The organism is Bradyrhizobium tunisiense (assembly GCF_042263385.1).
Taxonomy (GTDB): Bacteria; Pseudomonadota; Alphaproteobacteria; order Rhizobiales; family Xanthobacteraceae; genus Bradyrhizobium; species Bradyrhizobium tunisiense.
Map to the genome: position 1 here is coordinate 468,223 of NZ_JBHLEV010000002.1, position 15,165 is coordinate 483,387.

Annotated in this window: 20 protein-coding genes; 13 read left to right on the plus strand and 7 right to left on the minus strand. The window is 64.0% G+C overall.

The window, feature by feature from the left end; translation table 11 throughout:
• The first annotated feature begins 117 nt into the window (after positions 1-117).
• A complete protein-coding gene (locus tag ACFDR6_RS09495; protein WP_375858126.1) occupies positions 118-780 on the plus strand; it encodes an SRPBCC family protein in 663 nt (220 codons plus the stop codon).
• Entirely contained in the window at positions 780-1,142 is a 363-nt protein-coding gene (locus ACFDR6_RS09500; protein ID WP_375858127.1) for an ArsR/SmtB family transcription factor, read from the plus strand. The genes ACFDR6_RS09495 and ACFDR6_RS09500 overlap by 1 nt, the downstream gene beginning before the upstream one ends.
• Before the next feature lie 141 nt (positions 1,143-1,283).
• Here the strand turns inward: ACFDR6_RS09500 and ACFDR6_RS09505 are convergent, their stop codons facing one another.
• The 3 genes from ACFDR6_RS09505 to ACFDR6_RS09515 form a co-directional block, all read right to left on the minus strand.
• Positions 1,284-1,520 (minus strand): thioredoxin family protein, encoded by a 237-nt coding sequence (locus ACFDR6_RS09505; RefSeq protein WP_375858128.1) that lies wholly within the window; start codon positions 1,518-1,520, stop codon positions 1,284-1,286.
• A gap of 11 nt (positions 1,521-1,531) precedes the next feature.
• The gene (locus ACFDR6_RS09510; protein ID WP_375858129.1) at positions 1,532-2,578 is read right to left on the minus strand and encodes a permease; all 1,047 of its coding nucleotides are present in this window, start codon (positions 2,576-2,578) and stop codon (positions 1,532-1,534) included.
• 267 nt (positions 2,579-2,845) lie between these two features.
• Entirely contained in the window at positions 2,846-3,346 is a 501-nt protein-coding gene (locus tag ACFDR6_RS09515) for a peptide deformylase (RefSeq protein ID WP_375858130.1), read from the minus strand.
• A gap of 76 nt (positions 3,347-3,422) precedes the next feature.
• Here ACFDR6_RS09515 and ACFDR6_RS09520 point away from each other — a divergent pair, with 76 nt between their 5' ends.
• The 3 genes from ACFDR6_RS09520 (at position 3,423) to ACFDR6_RS09530 (ending at position 6,173) form a co-directional block, all read left to right on the plus strand.
• Positions 3,423-4,007: a TetR/AcrR family transcriptional regulator gene (locus tag ACFDR6_RS09520; protein ID WP_375858131.1), complete on the plus strand. Its 585-nt coding sequence runs from the start codon at positions 3,423-3,425 to the stop codon at positions 4,005-4,007.
• 84 nt (positions 4,008-4,091) lie between these two features.
• Positions 4,092-4,670, plus strand: coding sequence for a DUF308 domain-containing protein (locus tag ACFDR6_RS09525; RefSeq protein WP_317239825.1), 579 nt, complete (start codon positions 4,092-4,094; stop codon positions 4,668-4,670).
• A 282-nt stretch (positions 4,671-4,952) separates the two neighbouring features.
• Positions 4,953-6,173 (plus strand): MFS transporter, encoded by a 1,221-nt coding sequence (locus ACFDR6_RS09530; protein ID WP_375858132.1) that lies wholly within the window; start codon positions 4,953-4,955, stop codon positions 6,171-6,173.
• A 21-nt stretch (positions 6,174-6,194) separates the two neighbouring features.
• On the opposite strand, the gene ACFDR6_RS09535 is transcribed toward ACFDR6_RS09530, so the two are convergent.
• From ACFDR6_RS09535 to ACFDR6_RS09545, 3 genes are all read right to left on the minus strand, one after another.
• On the minus strand, positions 6,195-6,581 hold the full coding sequence (locus ACFDR6_RS09535; RefSeq protein WP_317239823.1) for an ester cyclase: 387 nt from the start codon (positions 6,579-6,581) through the stop codon (positions 6,195-6,197).
• 57 nt (positions 6,582-6,638) lie between these two features.
• Positions 6,639-7,511 (minus strand): GNAT family N-acetyltransferase, encoded by an 873-nt coding sequence (locus ACFDR6_RS09540; RefSeq protein WP_317239822.1) that lies wholly within the window; start codon positions 7,509-7,511, stop codon positions 6,639-6,641.
• Positions 7,512-7,672: 161 nt separating this feature from the next.
• Positions 7,673-8,026: an MmcQ/YjbR family DNA-binding protein gene (locus ACFDR6_RS09545; RefSeq protein ID WP_375858133.1), complete on the minus strand. Its 354-nt coding sequence runs from the start codon at positions 8,024-8,026 to the stop codon at positions 7,673-7,675.
• A gap of 203 nt (positions 8,027-8,229) precedes the next feature.
• Between ACFDR6_RS09545 and ACFDR6_RS09550 the strand changes: the two genes are divergently transcribed.
• From ACFDR6_RS09550 to ACFDR6_RS09580, 7 genes are all read left to right on the plus strand, one after another.
• A complete protein-coding gene (locus tag ACFDR6_RS09550; protein WP_212086497.1) occupies positions 8,230-9,894 on the plus strand; it encodes an acetolactate synthase large subunit in 1,665 nt (554 codons plus the stop codon).
• 135 nt (positions 9,895-10,029) lie between these two features.
• Complete coding sequence (locus ACFDR6_RS09555; RefSeq protein ID WP_375858134.1) at positions 10,030-10,377, plus strand: Lin0512 family protein; 348 nt, start codon at positions 10,030-10,032, stop codon at positions 10,375-10,377.
• A gap of 4 nt (positions 10,378-10,381) precedes the next feature.
• Complete coding sequence (locus ACFDR6_RS09560; RefSeq protein WP_375858135.1) at positions 10,382-11,074, plus strand: GNAT family N-acetyltransferase; 693 nt, start codon at positions 10,382-10,384, stop codon at positions 11,072-11,074.
• A gap of 69 nt (positions 11,075-11,143) precedes the next feature.
• Complete coding sequence (locus ACFDR6_RS09565) at positions 11,144-12,328, plus strand: serine hydrolase domain-containing protein (RefSeq protein WP_317239820.1); 1,185 nt, start codon at positions 11,144-11,146, stop codon at positions 12,326-12,328.
• A gap of 24 nt (positions 12,329-12,352) precedes the next feature.
• Positions 12,353-13,018 carry a DUF429 domain-containing protein gene (locus tag ACFDR6_RS09570; protein ID WP_375858136.1) on the plus strand — a complete coding sequence of 222 codons (666 nt, stop codon included), beginning with the start codon at positions 12,353-12,355 and terminating at the stop codon, positions 13,016-13,018.
• A 364-nt stretch (positions 13,019-13,382) separates the two neighbouring features.
• Entirely contained in the window at positions 13,383-13,529 is a 147-nt protein-coding gene (locus tag ACFDR6_RS09575) for a hypothetical protein (RefSeq protein ID WP_212086476.1), read from the plus strand.
• A gap of 88 nt (positions 13,530-13,617) precedes the next feature.
• A complete protein-coding gene (locus ACFDR6_RS09580) occupies positions 13,618-14,322 on the plus strand; it encodes a glutathione S-transferase family protein (protein WP_375858137.1) in 705 nt (234 codons plus the stop codon).
• 7 nt (positions 14,323-14,329) lie between these two features.
• Here ACFDR6_RS09580 and ACFDR6_RS09585 read toward each other — a convergent pair whose 3' ends face one another.
• Positions 14,330-14,701: a tRNA-binding protein gene (locus tag ACFDR6_RS09585; RefSeq protein WP_375847697.1), complete on the minus strand. Its 372-nt coding sequence runs from the start codon at positions 14,699-14,701 to the stop codon at positions 14,330-14,332.
• A 104-nt stretch (positions 14,702-14,805) separates the two neighbouring features.
• On the opposite strand from ACFDR6_RS09585, the gene ACFDR6_RS09590 reads away from it, so the two are divergent.
• Positions 14,806-15,162 (plus strand): ArsC family reductase, encoded by a 357-nt coding sequence (locus tag ACFDR6_RS09590; protein ID WP_317239816.1) that lies wholly within the window; start codon positions 14,806-14,808, stop codon positions 15,160-15,162.
• Positions 15,163-15,165 lie beyond the last annotated feature (3 nt).

Consider the following 15,165-nt stretch of genomic DNA (forward strand, 5'->3'; position numbering starts at 1 on the left):
GCTGTTTTGTTCACGCCGGCTGCGAGGCGGTTTGACGCAGCGAGACGGATTAATATAAGTATTGACTTATATTCGTGGCGGCCGATATTCACCCGCGAAACGCCAGGGAGAAGCGTAATGGAAATCGACGTCGCCAAAGTCTTGGGGCTTGTTGCGCGTTCGGTGCGCAATTTCGACAAGGATGGAAAGCCGGCGAGTGTCGTCACGCTGACGCGGCTCTACGACACTGGTGTCGACGATCTCTGGGACGCGGTAACGAGCAAAGAGCGCATTCCGCGCTGGTTCGCGCCGGTCGAGGGAGAGCTCCAGCTCGGCGGAAGGTATCAGGTCAAGGGCAATGCGGGCGGCACCATCACGGCCTGCACGCCGCCGAGCCATTTCGCCGCGACATGGGAGTTCGGCGGCGCTGTGAGCTGGATCGACGTCAAGCTGAGCGCGGAACGAAGTCAGGCGCGTTTGACGCTTGAACACACCGCGATCATCGAGGATCATTGGAATGAATTCGGCCCGGGTGCGGTGGGGATCGGCTGGGACCTCGCTCTTGCGGGACTCGAGCGATATCTTGCGACCGGGGCGTCGGTCGACCACGAGACGGCGGAGGCGTGGATGGTCTCGCCCGAGGGCAAGGACTTCATGACGACGAGCGGCGAATATTGGCGCGCGGCGCATGTCGCAAGTGGAGTCGATCCCGACGAGGCGAAACAGCGCTCGGACCGCACCATCGCGTTCTATCGCGGCGAGATGCCGCCCGACATCGCTCATCCCGGCACAGGAAGCTGATGCAAATCTTCGAGGTCCTCGCCGATCCCGTCCGCCGCCGCATCCTCGAGCTGCTCGCGCCCGGGGAGATGGCGTCGGGTGAGGTCGTCGAAGCCATCGGGGCCGAGTTCGGCATCACCCAGGCGGCGGTCTCGCAGCATCTGAAGGTGTTGCGAGAGTGCGGCTTTGCCAACGTTCGGGCGGAGGCGCAAAGGCGCCTCTATTCGGTCGATGTTGCGGGCCTTCGCGCGGTGGATGCGTGGATCGGTCAGTTCAGGAGTTTCTGGGAGCCCAAGCTGGACGCACTGGCGACCGAGATCGCGCGGGGCAAGCGCGAGCGCCGCAACGCGCCGATCACCAAACGGGGCGGGAAGAGGGCGTGAGGGAGTGGCGAGATGCGTCGGTGAATGAGCCGACGGCTGCGCGCCGGGTGGTCCCCGGCGTAATCCACCATTCGCACGCGTACGTTATGTTCGAGTCGGTGGATTGCGGTTCGCTAATCCTCCGAGCGGCGTTTCCCGGCGTCACGCCTGGAGCCAGCGCTGAAGGTCATCCGTCTTTGGCAGGCCACCGGCATGGACGACCTTGCCGTCGATGACGATGCCCGGCGTCGAGATGACTCCGAATTTGGCGATCGCCTCGTAGTCGGTGATTTTCTCCACGGTCACGTCAACGCCGAGCTTTGCCGCTTCGGCCTTGACCATCTCCTCGGTCGTCTTGCAGCGGGCGCAGCCCGGGCCCAGTACCTTGATGTCTCTCACGACGTGTCCTTTCACGAAAACAGGGCGTTGAAAAGGAATCCGACCGCAAGGATTCCGCAAGCGACCACGGTGACGAAGACCGCGATCAACTTTAGGCTCAGCACCTTGCGCAGGATGATCATTTCAGGAAGCGACAGGGCGATCACCGACATCATGAAGGCGAGTACGGTTCCGAGCGCCATACCTTTGCCAAGCAGGGCCTCGACAACCGGGATGATGCCTGCTGCATTCGAATACATCGGGATGCCGAGGGCGACTGCGGCCGGCACGGACCACCACGCGTTGGCGCCCATGATCCGCGACAGCAACTCGGCAGGTACGTAGCCGTGGATGAAGGCCCCGGCTGCGATCCCGGCGATGATCCAGTACCAGACTTTGCCGACAATCTCCTTGACGGCGTTCCAGCCGGCCTCGAACCGATCGACCCAGCTCATCTGGTCGGGCTGGAGATCGATATCTCCCGCGCGGACATTGCGGACCCATTCCTCCAACCAGCCTTCGAGATGCAGGCGACCTATGACCCAGCCCGAAACGACGGCAACGGCAAGTCCGAAGGCCAGATAGGTGAGGGCAACGCGCCACCCGACGAGTGCGAACAGCAGTCCGAGTGCGACCTCGTTGATCATGGGAGCGGCAATGAGGAAGGAGAAGGTCACGCCCAGCGGAACACCTGCCGAGACGAAACCGACGAACAGCGGCACCGCCGAGCAGGAACAGAAGGGCGTGAAGACGCCGAGGCCGGCCGCTGCGATGTTACCCAACCCTTCGCGCTTGCCCGCCAACATCGCGCGCGTGTGCTCCGGCGAGAAGAAGGTTCGCACCACCCCCATGGCAAAGACCACGAGGGCTAGCAGCATCAGCACCTTGGGTGTGTCGTAGAGGAAGAACTCGATCGAGGAGGCGAGCGCGCTGTCCTGGGGGATCGGCATTCGCGCAACAGCCGCTCGCGAAAAATCCTCGAGTTGTCGGTAAATTGCCAACCATGCGACGATTGCAACTGCGATGCCGCCGATCCATGCAACCGGAGAACGCCTGAATCCGAGTGCCTGGGTGGTCATGTCACGCGACTTTGCGGTTGATCGAACATGGCAGTCCGGATGGCGCGTCGCGCCGCGTCTGGCCACTCTGGCGACGCGTCGGCTTGTTACTTGCGCGGGCAAACCATGGAAAGTGCTTACGCGCCGACCGGCACGCGTGCATTGACCTTTGTCAATTTACCGGGCCCCAATCGGCCGCGACGTTTGCGAGGTCAGCGGCGGGTTCTTCGACCGGCGGTCAGCCCGTGCCCTAACAATCGCACCGCCCGGACCCGCCGCAAGCAAAGCTTACGCATTCCGTCCCATCTTCTCGTACTTCTTCACCAGCCGCTCCCGCTTCAGCCGCGACAGTCGCTGGATCCAGAACATGCCGTCGAGCTGGTCGATCTCGTGCTGGTGACACACGGCGCGCAAGCCCTCCGATTCCTCGCTTTGCGTGTTGCCGCTGAGATCATTGTAGCTGATCCGCACGCGCGCGTGGCGCTGCACCTCGTCGTTGACCCCAGGCATCGAGACGCTGCCCTCGCGGTGCATGATCATCTCGGGGGAGGCCCACTCAATGACGGGATTGACGTAGGTGAGGGGCCCGTCCTTGCCGTCGAGCTCGAGCACGACGACGCGCAAGGGCACGCCGATATGCGGCGCGGTAATCCCGATCCCGGGTGCGGCGCGCATCGTCTCCAGCAAGTCCGCCGCAAGCTCTCGTAAGCCATCGTCGAACGCGGTGACGGGGCGGGCCGGCAGTGCGAGCCGGCGGTCGGGGTAGCGGACGATGGGGCGGATGGTCATGAGAGGCTCCTACCACTCACGCATCGTTGAAGCATCCCTCCTTGACGCCCTACCAACTGGAAGGTAGTTAACCTGCATGAGCAACGTCTCCACCACCGCCGACGACATCCTGGCCTGCGCCCGCTCGCTGATCATTGCCGGCGGCTATAACGGCTTCAGCTATGCCGACATCGCCGACGTGGTCGGCATTCGCAAGCCGAGCATCCACCATCATTTCGCCAGCAAGGTCGATCTGGTCCGCACCCTGGTGTCGCGCTATCGCGAGGAGGCGCAGGCGGGTTTGGCGGCGCTCGAGCGCAACATCCCGGACCCGCGCGACCAGCTCGAAAACTATGTCGCCTATTGGGAGGCGTGTATCACTGACGCGACCGCTCCCTTCTGCGTTTGCGCGCTGCTTGCCAGCGAGCTTCCCATCCTCCCCGAGGAGGTGGCGCTGGAGGTTCGCGCGCATTTCCGCTTCCTGGCGTCGTGGCTGACATCGGTGCTGGAGCGCGGCAAGCGGAAGGGGCGGCTGCATCTTTCCAGCACTGCGAAGGTCGAGGCTGAAGGATTCATGGCGACCGTTCACGGCGCAATGCTGTCGGCGCGCGCCTATGGCGATCCCAGGATGTTCGGGACCATTACCCGGCCGCTGCTCGACCGGCTGACCACCAGGCACTGAAGAACGAGGCGCAACGCTGGGCGCAAAACCGTCCAGCGTCGGCTTGCATGGTGTTAACTACCAACTAGTAGGTAAGGAGAAGGCATGAGAGACCGTGAGACAACTTCGGACATCGTCGAGCACGCGCAATGGCTGAAGCAGTATTATTTCCTGCGGGCCGCGTTTTCCGTCGCCTGGGTCATTGCGGCTTTTGCGATCGCGCCGTCGTCGGCGATCGTCGCAGCAGCGCTGCTCGTCGCGTATCCGGCGTGGGACGCCGCAGCCAATTATCTCGACGCGCTCTGCAGCGGCGGGTTGAACCAAAACCGCACGCAGGGCCTGAACGTGCTGGTCAGCCTCGCGACCACCATCGCGGTCGTGCTGGCCTTGCAGGTCAGCATGAACTGGGTGCTCGGGATCTTCGGGGCGTGGGCGATCCTGTCCGGGTTGCTCCAGCTCGGCACGGCCGTGCGGCGCTGGAAGCTCTTTGGCGCACAATGGGCCATGGTGCTGAGCGGTGGCCAGTCGGCCCTCGCAGGCGGTTTCTTCATCTTTCAGGCCACGATGCCCGCGGCTCCGTCGATCGCGAACGTCGCGGGCTATGCTGCGGTCGGCGCACTCTACTTTCTGGTCTCGGCAATCTGGCTCACGGTCAGCATCTGGCGCCGCAGAGCGGCCGTATGAGCTTTGATCGCGGACGGTGACACAAGCGAAGGCGAGCTGGATTGGCGGGATGAGGCCGTGATGTTTTGCCCGACGCGTCAAACAACAGCGAGCCTTCGCGGGCCGCCGGCCGCTCATTTCGCTCCCAGCTAAGTCATTGATCCGGCAGGGGCCATCTACTGTGCATGGGGTTGTTTTCGCAGTTTTTGTTTGGCGAGGCCCTTCAAAAACGTGGGCGACGCTGTCGGCCGGTGCGGTTCCCATTCGTCTTCCAGTCAGACAAGATCATCTCGGGAGACAAAGATGACCCAATCCCCCTATCGCTGGGTGATCGTCGCCGCCGGCGGGCTGCTCGGCTGCGTCGCCATCGGCGGCATGTTTTCGCTGCCGGTGTTCCTGCAGCCGATCGCCAAGGACACCGGCTGGTCGGTGACCGGCATTTCCGGGGCGATGACGATCGGCTTTCTGGCCATGGCCTTCACCAGCATGGTCTGGGGCACGCTGTCCGACCGGTTCGGGCCGCTTCCAGTGGTGCTGACCGGATCGATCGTGCTGACGCTGAGCCTGTTCGCCGCCAGCCTCGCGACCTCGCTGATCGTGTTCCAGATCGTGTTCGGCCTTTTGACCGGCGCGGCGTGCGCTGCGATCTTCGCACCGATGATGGCGGCGGTGACTGGCTGGTTCGAGACCCAGCGCAGTCTCGCAGTGTCGCTCGTCTCGGCCGGCATGGGCATGGCGCCGATGACGATGGCCCCGTTCGCGGCCTGGCTGGTCTCGGGCTACGACTGGCGCACCTCGATGCAGATCGTGGCACTGGTGGTCGGCGCCATCATGATCCCGGTCTCGTTCCTGGTGCGCCGTCCGCCTGCGCTCGCGCAAGCGGCGGCTGCGCCAAAGGGTGAGGGCGCTTCGCAAACCGAGATGTCGATGGGTGAGGCGCTGCGCTCGCCGCAATTCATCATCCTGCTCGCCACCAACTTCTTCTGCTGCGCCACCCATTCGGGACCGATCATCCATACGGTCAGCTATGCGGTGAGCTGCGGCATTCCGCTGGTCGCGGCGGTGACGATCTACAGCATCGAGGGTTTTGCCGGTCTCGGCGGCCGCATCGCCTTCGGCTTGCTCGGTGACCGCTTCGGCGCCAAGCGCGTGCTGGTCTCCGGCCTGCTGCTCCAGGCTTTCGGTGCGCTCGCCTATGTCTTCGCTAATCAACTCACGACGTTCTATGTGGTCGGAGCAGCCTTCGGCTTCATCTATGCCGGCACCATGCCGCTCTACGCCGTTCTCATCCGCGAGAATTTTCCGCTCAAGATGATGGGCACGGTGATCGGCGGCACGGCGATGGCCGGCAGCCTCGGCATGGCCACCGGGCCGCTTGCAGGAGGCCTGATCTACGACGCGTTCTCCAGCTACGCCTGGCTCTACATCGCCTCCTGGGCGATGGGCCTCGGCGCCTTCCTGATGGCGATGACGTTCCGGCCCTTCCCCAAGCCGCAAGGCGAGGCGGCACCGGCGCCAGCGTGAGTTCGAGATCGAGGCGCAGCCTCAGAGCTGCGCCTCGATCGCGGCCTTGTCGATCACCGACCAGACCTGCGCAATCCTTTCATCGCGAAATTCGTAGAACACGTTCTCGCAGAAGGACACGTGCTTCCCGTTGACCGCCAGCCCCAGGAACGTCCCGACCGGCGAGCAGTCGAACTTCAGCCGCGCTGCAATCCTGGGCGGCTCGGAGACCAGCAGCGCGATGTCGAAGTGCAGATCCGGAATGTTGCGAAAATCCTGCTCCAGCATCGCGCGATAGCCGAGCAGGCCGAGAGGCCGGCTGTTGTGGACGACAGCGTCATGCACGAACTGGCCAAGGGCCGGCCAGTCCTGCCGGTTCAGGCAGGCGATGTAATTGCGGTAGAGGTCGGCGAGATCGGCGCTGCTCATCGTGAAGCTCCCATGCTGGAAGCACAACGCAGCAGGCGGCAGATTGGTCGCGCGGCGTCACAGCCGTTTTTCGAAGAATAGATCCGGATAGGGGTCGTCGTTGAAGCGCGGGATCTCGCGCCAGCCGGTGGTGCGATAGAGCCGGCCGGCCTCGGGCAGCGCGCTGTTGGTGTCGAGCCGCAGCAGCGCGTTTCCGAGCCCGCGCGCGGCATTCTCGGCCGCGTCCATCAGGCGGCGGCCGAGCCGCAATCCGCGCGCGGCCGGAGCGACCCACAGCCGCTTGATCTCGGCATAGCCGTGATCGGTGCCCTTCAGCCCGACGCAGCCGATCGGCAGCGTGTCGGACATTGCGACGATGAACGTGCCGCGCGGGCGGCGCATGTCCTTGGCGTCGGGATCGCGCGAGCGCGAGACGTCGAAGCCTTGTTTGAAGCGCCGGCCAAGCTCGGCATAGTACTCGCCGAGGCAATAGCAGGCCTCCTCGCTTTGCGGGTCCATCTCCTCGAGCGCAATTCGCTCGCGCGTCAGGGTGGCGGCGATCAGATCCATCGCCGCCAGGAGCGCCTCGCGTTGCGAATGTTGCGCGAGGAAGCCTTCGGCCTGCGCATTGGACAGAGCCTCATACGCCGCGAACTCGCGCCGGCCCGCGCGCGTGAGCTTTGCTATCCGCCGCCGTGCATCGTCCTGATGCGTGGTGGTCTCGACCAGCCCTTCGTCCTCGAGGCTGCGGAGCAGCCGGCTCATCAGCCCGGAATCGAGACCGAGATAGTCGCGGATCTCTGCCACGTCCGAGCGCCCATGCCCGATCGCGTTGAGCACGCGCGCCGCCCCAAGCGGCCGGCCGCGTCCGAGGAACGAGGTATCGAGCGCACCGACGGCAGAGGTTACGGCGCGATTGAAGCGGCGTACACGGGAAACGGGGTCGAGCATGATGTCTGACTTTAGTCAGATATATCGTGCGGGTCAATCGAACGTTCGTTGATCCGGAGGAGGAACGCTGGAAGCGTGCGGGCCGGCGAGGCCGTGACCGCCGAGGAGGAGGAGGCTGGAGCCCTAGGAGATAGCGTGAGGCGACGGGTCGATGCTTGCGCTCAGTCGAGCCCCAGCACCTTGCGCGCCTTTCGCGTCAGCTTGGCCACGATCAGCGCATGGGCCTGCGCGAGATAGCTCGTCAGCTCAGCGTCCGACAGCGCGCCGTTGCCGACGAGTTGCACCCATTTGGCGCGCGCCAGATACGGCGCCGGTCGCGCGAGGCCGTGCTCGATCAGCATGGTATAGGCCATGTCGGAGACCTTGAACATGTAGCCGCCGGAACGCGCTGCAAAGCCGCCGCCCAGCGCGAACATCTTGCCGCCGACCTTGAACACGGACGTGCCTTCCCACTGCACCACCTTGGTTACGGCGGGCAGGCGCAGGCAGCGGGTTTCGAAGGTCTTGGGTGTCATGACGCGAGCGATAGCAGGTTGCGTGGGGCATGCAACGTTCGCGCCAGTGACCTCGTGGCGGGACGCTCGACTGTTTGCTTGGGTCGCATGGCGATGTCGACGTCGATGCCGTGTGCCGCTCATTGTGAGTTGTGCCGGAGCTGCAGGCCGCTACCATGCGCCGGCTGCTTTGGAACACGTAAGCGAACGGAAGCGGAGGCGACATGAACGGACAGGACCACAAGGTGAAGGGATCGGACCTGTTTGTCGCGGCGCTCGAGAACGAAGGCGTCGATCGCATCTTCGGCGTCCCGGGCGAGGAGAATCTCGATCTGGTCGAATCGCTCCGCACCTCCAGGATCGAGCTGGTCCTGACCCGCCACGAGCAGGCCGCCGCGTTCATGGCGGCCACGCATGGGCGGCTGACCGGCAAGCCCGGCGTGTGCCTGTCGACGCTCGGCCCGGGTGCTCTCAACCTGTCGACGGGTGCCGCCTATGCGCATCTCGGCGCGATGCCGATGATCCTGATCACCGGCCAGAAGCCGATCATGAGCAGCCGGCAGGCGCGCTTCCAGATCGTCGACGTGGTCGCGACCATGAAGCCCTTGACGAAGCTGTCGCGGCAGATCGTCAGCGCCTCCAGCATCCCGACCGTGGTGCGCGACGCGTTTCGTGTGGCAATGGAGGAGCGGCCGGGACCGGTGCATCTCGAATTGCCCGAGGACATTGCCGGTGACGAAGTGCCGCCCGTTCCCGTGATCCCGGTTCATCCGATCGAAATTCCGGTCGCCCATCGAGCCGCGCTCGACCGCGCCGCCGAGATGATCCTGGCCGCAAAACATCCATTGGTGATGATGGGCGCGGCGACCAGCCGGCCGCGGTCGACGCATGGCATCGCCAGCTTCGTGCGGCGGACCGGCATTCCGTTCTTCACGACGCAGATGGGCAAGGGCACCGTACCCGGCGGCACCAATCTTTATATGGGCACCGCAGCGCTGTCCGAGCGCGACTATGTCCACGACGCAATTGAAGCCGCCGACCTGATCGTCGCGATCGGCCACGACTCGATCGAGAAGCCGCCCTTCATCATGGGCTCGTCGGGGCCGAAGGTCATTCACGTCAGCTATACGTCAGCCAGCGTCGAACAGGTTTATTTTCCCGATGCCGAGGTGGTCGGCGATGTCGGCCCGAGCCTGGAGCTGCTCGCCGATCGGCTCGAAGGCAAGTTGCCGCAGGCCGCGGCGCTGCTGCCGCTACGCGAAGAAATCCTCAGGCACATCGCAGACCGCGCCACCGAGGCGCGCTGGCCGCCGACGCCGCAGCGCATCGTGCACGACGTCCGCCAGGTGATCCCCGAGAACGGCATCGTTGCGCTCGACAACGGCATGTACAAGATCTGGTTCGCACGCAACTACCGCACTCGCGTCGCCAACACGCTGCTGCTCGACAATGCGCTGGCGACCATGGGCGCCGGCCTGCCGTCGGCGATGATGGCCGCGATGCTCCATCCCGACCGCCGCGTGCTCGCGGTCGCCGGCGACGGCGGCTTCATGATGAACAGCCAGGAAATGGAAACCGCCGTCCGCCTCAAGCTCAACCTCGTCGTGCTGGTGCTTGAGGACAACGCCTACGGCATGATCCGGTGGAAGCAGGCCGTCGATCATTTCGCCGACTACGGCATGACCTTTGGGAATCCGGACTTTGTCCAGTACGCGAAGGCCTATGGTGCGAAGGGCCACCGGATCGAGAGCATCGACAGCTTTGGTCCGACGCTTGACGCCGCTTTCAAGGAAGGCGGCGTGCATCTCGTTTCGATCCCGATCGACTATTCGGAGAATGTGCGGGTGCTGGTCGACGAACTGCGGGCGCATGAGAAGGCGAAGGCGTGATCGATGGAGGTCGTGTCCCGGACGCAGCGCAGCGCCTCTTGGCGGTGCGCTGCAGAGCCGGGACACGAGAGATCTTGTACGGAGCGGCTCAATCACCGAAACTCCCAATCACCGAACCAATGACAGGAATATGAAATGACTCGCGTTCGCTGTATCACCGAGATGGGCATGGGTGTCGACGTCCACGGCAGGGACGCCACCAAGGCGGCGAAGCGGGCGGTGTCGGATGCCATCAGGCATTCCAGCCTCGGATTCTTCCGGATGATCGGCAAGACCGCGAACGACATGTTCGTCGACGTCACGATCGCGGTGCCAAATCCGGAAGCCGTCGACAAGGATGCGGTTGCAAAGGAGCTGCCTTACGGCACCGTGACCGTCACCGCGGTCAAGGGCGGGCTGGAGATTCCCTCGGCCACGGAAGTGGCCAACGATCCCATCCTGATCGCCAACGCCGCTGTCATCGTCAGCTTCGAGAAGGACTAGGCCGGTGTGCGACAGCGATGTGGCGCTGCTGGATCGTCCGATCTGGAGCGCGCTGACAACCGGCCAGAAGCATCTGGCCCAGGGCGGCCCGCGTGCGCTGCGCTATCCCGTCGACATGACGCCGTTTGCCGACATGGTCGACATGTCCCCGGCAAGCTTCGCGGCGCTCGGCGATCTCATGGCGCCCTCGCAGGTCGCTGCGCTGTTCACGCCTGAGCCTGTCCAAGTTCCCGCCGGTTTCAAGGTTGTGCTGGCCGAGACAGGCGAGCAGATGATCGGCTCACCCGCCGACAGTCCGCTTCGCGATGCCGAGATCGTCACGTTGGGGGCTGCCGACGTTCCCGCGATGATGGCGCTGACGGAGCTGACGAAGCCAGGTCCGTTCGCTGCGCGGACGCACGAGCTCGGCACGTTCTTCGGCATCCGCACCGGCGGCGAGCTGGTTGCCATGGCGGGTGAGCGGATGAAGCCGGGAAGGTTCGTTGAGATGACGGCCGTCTGCGTCCATCCCGGTCATCGCGGCCGCGGCTACGCGCAGGCGTTGCTCGCGACGGTCGCGCGGCAGGTCGAGAGGCGCGGCGAAATTCCATTCCTGCACGTGTTTTCGCACAATACGTCCGCTATCGCGCTCTACCAGCGACAGGGCATGACAATCCGCCGTCGTCTGCACATCACCGCGCTGATGAAGCAGGAATAAGCCGCGCCAGAGGCTTCATATCCGGCGAATTCGCGCTATATCGGTCGCAACCATAATTGGGGGAAACGCATGGACGCCAGGACACCTGATTTTTCCGCCGCGCGGACGGCAATGCTGCGCTATGTCGATCAGGAGATCATTCCGGGCGCATCCTGGGCCGTGCTGCGGGGCCGCGAGGTGGTCGACCAGCAATGCGTCGGCTTTGCCGACCGCGAGGCCAAGACGGCGCTGCGGCCCGACCACATCTTCCGCGCGTTCTCCAACACCAAGATCTTCGTCACCTGCGCGATCATGCTGCTGGTCGAGGAAGGCCGCATCGGGCTCGATGATCCGATCGAGAAATTCCTGCCGCAGCTCGGCAATCGCAAGGTGCTGAAGCAGGGCGCAGCTGGTCTTTCCGACGCCGAGCCCGCCAAGGGCTCCATCACGATCCGCCACCTTTTGACCCACACCTCCGGCCTCAGCTACGGCATCTTCGACCCCGGCACGGTGCTGTTCAAAGGCTATAATGAAGCGCGCGTGCTCAATCCGCTGACGCCGCTCACCGACCTGATCGACAGGCTCGCCGATCTGCCACTGTCCTATCACCCGGGTATGTCCTGGGAGTATTCGGTGGCAACCGACGTGCTCGGCCGTGTCGTGGAGGTCGTCTCCAGCCAGGCGCTCGATGCCTTTTTGAAGCTGCGCATCTTCGATGCGCTCGGCATGACCGACACCGGTTTCCACGTGCCCGAAGCCGAGCAGGGCAGGCTGGTCGCGCTCTATAACGGCGCTGACGTGTTCGATCCGATGAAGCCCGGCCTCACGCGGGCCGACAATCTTCCCTTTCCGCAGGCCTATCGGCGGCCGTTCCCGCGGCTGTCCGGCGGCGGCGGCTTGGTCTCGACCTTGCCCGACATGCTCGCGCTGGTCCGTGCGCTGCTGCCCGGTTCGGATGCGCTGCTGAAGCCGGAGACGGTGCGGCTGATGATGACGAACCAGCTGCCCGCGGGCCAAACCATTCGCTTCGCCAATCTCGGTCCGATCCCTGGCAAGGGCTTTGGCCTCGGCGGTGCCGTCACCTTCGCGCCGACGCCGTTCGATCCCCCGAACTCGACCGGCGAGTTCCAGTGGGGCGGCCTTGCCGGCACCCATTGGTGGATCTGCCCCGAGGCCAATACAGCGGGCGTGCTGATGACCCAGCGCTACATGGGTTTCTGGAATCCCTTCTTCTTCGAGTTCAAGCGCCTGGCGTACCAGGCCGCTGGAGGCTGACCCGCGAATCCTGTTGGTCGCGACGTGCCCAACTATCTCGGTCTCGACGGATTTCGCTTCGGCTGGGTCGCGGCCTGGATCGACGAGCGCGGCGATCACGGCTTCGACTATTCGCCGGGCCTTGCGCGGCTGCTTGCGATCGAGCATGCGCGCGCGATGATCGATATGCCGATCGGATTGAACCTGAGCGGCTATCGTCTTAGCGATCTGCGTGCGCGTGAGTTGATCGGCCCCGCCGTGTTTCTCGGCGCGCGCCGCGACCTCTGGACGTTTGCCGACATGGCGGCCGCCAATCGCCATTACTGGAAGCACGAAGGCAAGGGCAGGGGCGTGTCGGCGCAGCTCTGGAACATCAGAGACAAGCTCAGGGAGGTCGACGATGTCATGACGCCGGCACGACAAGCGATGATCGGCGAAGCGCATCCGGAATTGATCTTCTGGAATCTCGCCGGCCGGACTCGGCTCGAACCAAAGACGTCGCCGCACGGTCGAGCGCAACGCATTGCGCTGCTGAGAGACCGAGGCTTCACCAGGATCGAACGATGGCTGACGCTTCGCCATGGCACCGGCATCGGCCGCGACGATCTCATCGATGCCTGCGCCTGCGCGGTCGCCGCACGTGACAGCACGCAGCGCGTCGGCGGCGACGAGATCGATCCGCGGGGATTACGTATGGAGATCAACTATTGAAGCCGGTCATCTCTCGTACGCGCCTCCCGGCGAGCCGCGATGATGACGATTTGGCTTCGGGCCGGCGCCATCGTCGTCCAGGCTTGCTGCTCTCTCTTCATACTCCGCGGCCATTGCCCGCAATCTGTGCGCAGCTTCGTCATGCGCGAGGCCGTCGGCGACGCTCCGACATCGTTCAGCATGGTCGAGTAGGGCGCGCTTTTCGATGCTCATCCGGCGACAACGCTTGGACTGCGTAATGGTCCCTTCGCGCGCGATGTTCTCACGTCATCGACCGGGAAAAAGTAGCAATATTCCTGAGCAGTGCAGGAACATGGTCCGTGCACCGACGTTTAGGCAATGAGCCGCTGAGGGACGCAACACCATGAACGACGTCTGCCAACTGGCGACCGCGATGCTAGCGATTGCCTTTACGATCTTGCTGTTGACGACAGGGAAGCGTTTCACCGAGGACCGACTGCAACATCAAGCAGGGACGCCGATCGTGGCGATGGCGACGCTGCCGCCCTAATGCAGGAGTGCCGGGACGAAGAGTGACTTGCGCCGTGCGGCGTCTGGCCTAGATTGGGTGCGCCTCAGTCCATGCACCGAAGGTCCCGATGTCTGATCTGTCCGCATTTCTCATCACCAAGCGCTGGCCGGCCAAGCATCCCGAATTGCTTCAGCTCTATTCGTTGCCGACGCCGAACGGCGTCAAGGTCTCGATCATGCTGGAGGAGATCGGACTGCCTTACGAGGTCCATCTCGTCGACTTCGGCAAGGACGACCAGACGACGGCTGAATTCCTGTCGCTCAATCCCAACGGCAAGATCCCGGCCATCCTCGATCCCAATGGTCCCGGCGGCAGGCCGTTGCCGTTGTTCGAGTCCGGAGCGATCCTGCAATATCTCGCCGAGAAGACCGGCAAGCTGTTGCCGATGGACGCCGCGCGCCGCTACCAGACCATTCAGTGGGTGCACTTCCAGATGGGTGGCGTCGGGCCGATGTTCGGCCAGGTCGGCTTCTTCCACAAATTCGCCGGCAAGGATTTCGAGGACAAGCGGCCGCGCGACCGTTACGTCGCCGAAGCCAAGCGCCTGCTCGGCGTGATGGAGACGCATTTGGCCGGCCGGCAATGGTTCATGGATGACGACTACACCATTGCCGACATCTCCATGCTGGGCTGGGTGCGCAATCTCATCGGTTTCTACGGCGCCGGTGATCTCGTCGAATTCAGCCGGTTCAAAGCGGTCGGTGCCTGGCTCGAACGCGGCCTTGCGCGTCCGGCGGTGCAGCGCGGGCTGAACATTCCGCAGCGGCCCTAACGCGCATCTAGAACAGCCGCCCCCCGTTCGGCACCGGCTTGCTCGGCTGCATCAGCACGACCTTGCCGTCGGCATCGGGGAAACCGAGCGTCAGCACCTCCGAGATGACAGGTCCGATCTGGCGCGGCGGGAAGTTGACGACGGCCGCGACCTGTTGCCCCACCAGTGTCTCGAGCGGATGGTTTTCCGTGATCTGGGCCGAGCTCTTGCGCACACCGATTGCAGGCCCGAAGTCGATCCATAGCCGAAAGGCCGGCTTGCGCGCCTCGGGGAACGGCTTGGCATCGACGATGGTGCCGACGCGGATATCGACCGCGAGGAAGCTGTTGAAGTCGATGGTCGGCGCGGCGGTGGCCGCGGGATCGTGAGTGACGTGCATGGGATGTCCGTTCGGCGGGTTGGCATCGTTCGCAATATTGTCGCGCGAACCGGAGTTTCGTACAACGCCACCTCCATCACGATATGCCATGCGCGAGGAACGTCTTGCCCAACATCATCTACGGCATCAAGAACTGCGACACCATGAAGAAGGCGCGCGGCTGGCTCGACAGCCATGGTGTCGCCTACGCATTCCACGACTACAAGACGGCCGGTGTGGACAAGGACAAGCTCAAGCAGTGGAGCGACAAGGTCGGCTGGGAGACGCTGCTCAATCGCGCCGGGACAACGTTCAAGAAGCTCCCCGATTCCGACAAGGAGGGTTTGAGCGAGAAGAAGGCACTGGCGCTGATGCTAGCGCAACCATCGATGATCAAGCGGCCGGTGCTGGAAATCGGCGGCAAGCTGCTGGTTGGCTTCAAGCCGGACATCTATGCCAAGGAAGTCGGCAAATCAGGCTGACCG